The following is a 6,208-nucleotide window of genomic DNA, read 5'->3' on the forward strand; positions in this document are numbered from 1 at the left end:
CCGCTCCAGCTCCTGCCTGGAATAGCGGCGCTGGTTGCCTTCCGAGCGCTCGGGTGCCGCAACAAGGCCCATTTGCTCGTAGTAGCGGATGGTCGGCACCTTGACCCCGGTGCGGCGCGAGAGATCACCGATGGAAAACATGAATTTGCCTCTTGAAGCTCTAGTCACTAGAGCAATTACAATGCCTGACATCAGCATTCAAGACCATACGGCGACGCCGCGCGGGCAAGACAGGCAGGTGATGTGATGACGACGCTCCTCAAGCAGGAAACAATCAGGCAGACACGGTTCAAGATCGGCGGCATGGACTGCGCCTCCTGCGCGGCCAAGATCGATACGGCGGTGCGTCGCCTCGACGGCGTCGCCGATGTCTCGGTTTCGGTGACCGGCGCCAGCATGACGGTCAGCCACGGCGGCGCACTGCCGGAAGACAAAGTGCTGCAGCAGGTGGCGCGGCTGGGCTATGGCATCGTCAAGGCCGATGGGCGTGCACCGGCGGCCAAAGCGCATGACCACGCTGATCCCGATCATGAGGGCCACGATCACGAAGGTCACGATCATGGTGGCATGTCGGCGGGCCAGCAGACCGCTGGCTCTACCCACCTTCACAGCCATGCCGAGCCGGGGCAGGCGTGGTGGCGTTCCCGCCGGGCAGTGCTGACGCTGGCCTGCGCGGCAGCGCTTCTCGCCGCCTATGGCATCGGCCATCTGTTCCCAGTGGCTGAGCGTTGGGTGTTCCTGGGCGCGCTGCTGGTCGGCCTGATGCCGATCGCGCGGCGCGCGCTGATGGCGGCATTGGCCGGCACGCCGTTCTCGATCGAGATGCTGATGACCATCGCGGCGATAGGCGCCGTGATGATCGGCGCCACGGAAGAAGCGGCCGCCGTGGTGGTGCTGTTCCTGATCGGCGAACTTCTGGAAGGTGTCGCCGCCGGCCGCGCACGGGCGAGCATCCAGGGGCTTGCCGATCTGGTGCCGAAGACGGCACTGGTCGAGCGGGCGGGCGGCACATCTGAGATTCCCGCCGAAGATCTCGGCGTCGGCGACATCATCCTGGTGCGGCCGGGCGACCGCATCCCGGCCGATGGCGAGATCATCGAGGGATCGAGCGATATCGACGAGGCGCCGGTGACCGGCGAGAGCACGCCCAAGCGCAAGGGCGTCGCGGACGCCGTCTTTGCCGGCACCATTAGCACAGACGGCGTGCTCAGGGTTCGCGTGACGGCTGCCGCGTCCGACAACACCATCGCCCGAATCGTGCGGCTTGTGGAGGAGGCGCAGGAAGCCAAGGCACCGACCGAACGCTTCATCGACCGCTTCTCGCGCACCTACACCCCGGCGGTGCTGGCGGTCGGCGCGCTGGTTGCGCTGTTGCCGCCGCTGCTCATTGGCGGCGACTGGAACGAATGGATCTACAAGGGCCTGGCGATCCTGCTGATCGGTTGCCCCTGCGCGCTCGTCATCTCGACGCCGGCGGCGATAGCCGCAGGTCTTGCGACCGGCGCGCGGCGTGGTCTGTTGATGAAAGGTGGTGCGGTGCTGGAGGGCTTTCGCCGGATCACGGCGGTGGCCTTCGACAAGACCGGCACACTGACGGCGGGCAAGCCTGTCGTCACCGACATCATGGCCTATGGCCGCGATGAACGCACCGTGCTGGCGCTGGCGGCGGCGCTCGAGCAGGGTTCCAGCCATCCGCTGGCCATGGCGATCCTCGACAGGGCCAAGGCTGATGGTGCGCCGGTGCCGCCGGCTCTGGCGGCGAAGGCGATCTCGGGCAAAGGTGTCGAGGGCAGCGTCGGTGGCGTCGCCGTCTTCCTCGGCTCCGGTCCGGCGGTGGGCGAACGCGCCGACATGACGCAAGTGCAGCGCCTCGCCGTCGACAGCCTCAACGGGCAGGGCAAGACCGTGTCAGTGCTGGTCGCCGACGGCGTGGTGGCAGGGCTGATCGCCATGCGCGACGAGCCGCGACCGGATGCGGCGGCCGGCATTGCGGCGCTTAAGGCCGAAGGCATCCGCACGATCATGCTGACCGGCGACAATCGCCGCACGGCGCAAGCCATTGCCGCTTCGCTCGGCATCGAGGCTCGGGCGGAGCTGTTGCCTCAGGACAAGCAGCGCATCATCGGTGAATTGCAGCGCGAAGGGCTGAAGATCCCAAGGTCGGCGATGGCATCAACGACGCACCGGCGCTCGCCGCCGCCGACATCGGCATCGCCATGGGCGGCGGCACCGATGTGGCGCTGGAGACGGCGGACGCGGCGATCCTGCATGGCCGCGTCATGGACGTCGCGCGGATGGTAAAACTGTCGCGGGCGGTGATGGCCAATATCGGCCAGAACATCAGCGTTGCGCTCGGGCTGAAGGCGGTGTTCCTGGTCACGACCATTTTGGGCATCACCGGCCTGTGGCCGGCGATCCTGGCCGATACCGGCGCCACGGTGCTGGTCACCGCCAACGCCATGCGCCTGCTGCGCTGGCGCGGGTGAAGTGGTCTATTCCGCTGGGGCCGTCAGCGGCGGCGTGGCGTTGCTGCGCCCTTCCCAGACATAGGATGCCAGCGCCACCGCGACGGCGACCAGCATGGCTATGGCGCCGAGCAGCGGCAGGCTGCGGTAGCCATAGCCGCTGTTCAGCATCGCGGCGCCCAACGACGCGGCCAGCGCGATGCCGACATTGAAGCCGGACGGAATGAGCGACGAGGCGAGGTTCGAGGCGTCCGCCGTCCAGGCCAGGATGCGGGTCTGGATCGGTGTGCCGATGGCGAAGTTGAGGCCGCCCCAGACGACGATCGCCACAACCATCGGCAGGGGATAAGGGCTGACGGCGTAGATGACGGCCAGCGTCACCGCCTGCAAGGCCAGCATGGTGATCAATGACGGCATCAGCTTCCAGTCGGAGAGCTTGCCGCCGAGGAAGACTCCCAGGGTGGCACCGACGCCGTTGAGCAGCAGCACCCATGGCACCAGGTTCTCGTCGAGCCCGGTGACTTCCAGCAGTGTCGGGGTGATGTAGGTGAACAGGCCGAACTGGCCGATCATCAGCATCAGCATCAGGATCAGCGAAGTCCAGACCTGCTGGCGGGACAGCACACGGACCTCGCGGGCGAAACCGGCAGGCCTGGCCGATGAGCCGGTGGTGCGCGGCAACAGGGCTGCCATGGCAAGCGTTGCCGCCACGCCGAGCGCGCACATCACCCAGAAGGTGGCGCGCCAGCCCCAGATGTTGCCGATCGCGGTGCCGGCCGGCACGCCGATGACGTTGGAGACGGTGAGGCCAGACAGGATGACGGCGACAGCCATGCCGCGCTGGTCCTCGCGCACGAGACCCACGGCGACGACCATGGCGACGCCGAAATAGGCGCCATGCGCGACCGCCACGGCAATGCGCAACAGTAGCATCGAGGTGAAGTCGGGCGCCAGCGCGCAAGCCGCCTGGCCGATGGTGAAGGCGATGGCGAGGCCGAGCAGCAGGCTCTTGCGCGACAGCGACTTGGTGGCGAGCGCCAGCAGTGGACCGCCGATGGCGATGCCGCAGGCATAGCCGGAGACGAGATAGCCGGCCGAGGGAACCGAGACGCCGAGCCCTTCCGCCACTTGCGGCAGCACGCCGGCAATGACGAATTCAGTGGTGCCGAAGGCAAAGGCGGCGATGAACAGCGCAATGAGCGGAAGCGACATGGGGAAGCCTTAGCTGGAACGGCCTCAAACCACGGATGAGCGTCGCGGGCAATCCAGAAATTTTTGTCGCGAGTTTAGGTTTTCTTCAGTGGGGGCGCGAGGCGATGAAGTGCCAATCTCCCTCACGAGGGGGGAGATCGGCTGCTTCTCAGCTCGCCTTCAACCTGGATCCAGTCAGCAGACCGCGCTCTTCGAGCACCGGATAGGCCATCGAGGCCAGCAGCGAATTGATCTGCTTCAGGTCGCGGATGGTGTCGAGATGGATCGAGCTGGTCTCGACGCTCTTGGCAGTGCCGTCGCGCAGGCGCACGAAATGGCTGGCGCTGGTTTCTTTTTCGCGGTCGCGAAGCCGGTCTTTTTCCAGCACCAACTGGCGGGCGGTCTCGGGATCGCGCGACACCAGAACGTTGAAGGCAAGCCGCGCATTGGCCAGCACCGAGCTATGGAAGGCGCACAGCTCGGCCCAGCCCTCGTCGGTGAATTCCAGTCCGCGCTCGAACTTCTTTTTCACATGCACCAGCATGTTGCGCACGATGATGTCGCCGACCTGCTCCAGCTTGACGCAGGCGCCGATCAGCTCCTGGCAGCGCAGCGCCTCGTCCTCGGTCAGCGCGTTCCTGGTCAACTTGGCGAGGTAGAGCTTGATCGCGGCGTGCTTGCGGTCGACGCGGTCGTCGAGTGCGGCCAGCGCTTTAATCTTGTCGGCGTCGGCGCTTTCATAGAGTTCGATGATGCGCTTGAGCATGATCTCGATCGTCTCGCAGACCCGCACCACCTCGCGGGTGGCATTGGCAAGCGCCTGGCTCGGCACGTCGAGCGCGCTTTCGTTGAGCGCGGACAGCTCGACGACGTCAAGCGAGGCGGCCGGCACGGGCTTGATGCCAAGTGCGACGATCTTCTCCGAAGCGCGGTAGACAAACCCTGCCAGCGGCAGGCCGGCGAGCAGGATCAGCACATTGAACAGGATGTGGGCATTGACGATCTGGTCCGCCGCCGTCGAACCGAGAAAGGCGAAGTGCGGCCTGAAGATCATGACCAGGATCAGCATGACAAGCGAACCAAGCCCGCGCATCAGGAGGTTGCCGATCGGCACGACGCGCACCTCGGGGCTCGACGAGCGGGTCAGCATCGGCGCGATGATCGAGGAGCCGAGATTGACGCCGAGGATAAGAACGACGCCGAGTTCAGGCGTGATCAGGCCGCGGCCCGCCAGCGTCGCCATCAACAGCACCGCCGCGATGCTCGACTGGAACAGCCAGGTGATCAGCGCCGCCAGCAGATAGGCGGTGATGGAATCGGTCGAGAAGTAGTTGATGATGACCGGCATGAGCTGGCTGTTGCGCAGCGGCTCAGACGCCTGTCCGATCATCTCCAGCGACAGGATCAAAAGGCCGATGCCGACCAGAATGCGGCCGGTCTGGCGCCAGTCGCGCCGCTCGGTGGCCATGAACATGACCGTGCCGGTGATCAGGCACAGCGGCACCAGCAAGGTGAGGTCGAAGGTCAGCAGCTTGACCACCAGCGCAGAGCCGATCTCGGCGCCGCGCACTGCCAATTGGCCCGCGGCGCCCGAGACGATGCCAGAGCCGGCGAAGGAGCCGACCAGCAGCGTGACGGCGGTGGAGCTTTGCAGGGCGATGGCAAGGCCGGTGCCGGCCAGCACCGCCATGATCGGATTGCGCATGGTGGCGCGCAGGCGATGGCGCAGCACGTCGCCATAGGCGCGTTCGACGCCGGTCTTCACCATGCGGGTGGCAAACAGCATCAGCGCCACGGCGCCGGCCAGATGCAGAAGGACGACGGACCCGCTCATTTCGTCCCCCGCATGCAAACCGGATGCGCGTCCTGTTTGGCGTGGCGATCAGAAGGGAAAACGAGGGTACGAATCATGTTCATGGCGGTGGCTTATAATAGCTCGAATATTTTAGCCGGATAATAAAATCTTGTCGATTTCAAGGGCCGTTGCAGCGCGACGGGCGGTGTCGGAAAATGGACGGACGCGCAAATGGTTGCATTGCGGGGCGGACGCGAAGCAACGGATAGGCCGAGTTAGCAGCGCGACAGACTCCTGACCTTTGCGATTATGTTCAGCTCTATCGGGTAAATCAAGGAATTCATTACGCAATTGTAATGCAGGCGTTCAGTTTCGGTTCATCGGTGGCCCGCTATTCCTCTGGCATCGACAACCAAGGAGACTTCTCTTGAAACGCATTGTCCTTTCCGCACTCGCTTTCTCGATGCTGGCCGCTACGTCGCTCACCGGCCAAGCCGCACCGCTGAACGCACCGAACGCTCCGCAGTCGAACTACAGCCAGGTCGACTGGCAAAAGCCCACCAACAGGGATGTCAAGAAGCGCTTCATCCAGAAGCGCGTCATCCATAAGAAGGTCATCGTAAAGCGCAACAACTGGCGCAACGGCCACAAATATTCAGGCTGGAGACAGCACCAGCCGATCCGCGACTACGGCCGCTACGGCCTGCATCGTCCCGGCCGCGGCCAGGAATGGATCCGCGTCGGCAACGACTATGTG

The 6,208-nt window shown here is 65.0% G+C and carries 4 protein-coding genes and 1 pseudogene; 2 read left to right on the plus strand and 3 right to left on the minus strand.

The genetic code is table 11. The features are described from left to right. Positions 1-141 (minus strand): MerR family DNA-binding transcriptional regulator (locus tag EN893_RS39220; RefSeq protein WP_245490826.1); only part of this gene is annotated, 141 nt, incomplete at its 3' end. Positions 142-246: 105 nt separating this feature from the next. On the opposite strand from EN893_RS39220, the pseudogene EN893_RS13330 reads away from it, so the two are divergent. Further along, positions 247-2,486, plus strand: a pseudogene (locus EN893_RS13330) (heavy metal translocating P-type ATPase). 6 nt (positions 2,487-2,492) lie between these two features. On the opposite strand, the gene EN893_RS13335 reads toward EN893_RS13330, so the two are convergent. Together EN893_RS13335 and EN893_RS13340 are read right to left on the minus strand one after the other, a co-directional pair. Next, positions 2,493-3,677, minus strand: coding sequence for an MFS transporter (locus EN893_RS13335; RefSeq protein ID WP_127271335.1), 1,185 nt, complete (start codon positions 3,675-3,677; stop codon positions 2,493-2,495). Positions 3,678-3,825: 148 nt separating this feature from the next. Beyond that, on the minus strand, positions 3,826-5,490 hold the full coding sequence (locus EN893_RS13340; protein ID WP_127271336.1) for a Na/Pi cotransporter family protein: 1,665 nt from the start codon (positions 5,488-5,490) through the stop codon (positions 3,826-3,828). 388 nt (positions 5,491-5,878) lie between these two features. Here EN893_RS13340 and EN893_RS13345 point away from each other — a divergent pair. After that, positions 5,879-6,208: RcnB family protein (locus EN893_RS13345; RefSeq protein WP_128361579.1), on the plus strand; the 330-nt coding region annotated here is incomplete at its 3' end.

Origin of the sequence: Mesorhizobium sp. M7A.F.Ca.CA.004.04.2.1 (assembly GCF_004022825.1) — a bacterium.
Lineage (GTDB): Bacteria > Pseudomonadota > Alphaproteobacteria > Rhizobiales > Rhizobiaceae > Mesorhizobium.

Coding starts and splice junctions, on each gene's coding strand:
- EN893_RS13335 (WP_127271335.1), bottom strand. CDS start 3,677: ATGTCGCTTCCGCTCATTGCGCTGTTCATCGCCGCCTTTGCCTTCGGC.
- EN893_RS13340 (WP_127271336.1), bottom strand. CDS start 5,490: ATGAGCGGGTCCGTCGTCCTTCTGCATCTGGCCGGCGCCGTGGCGCTG.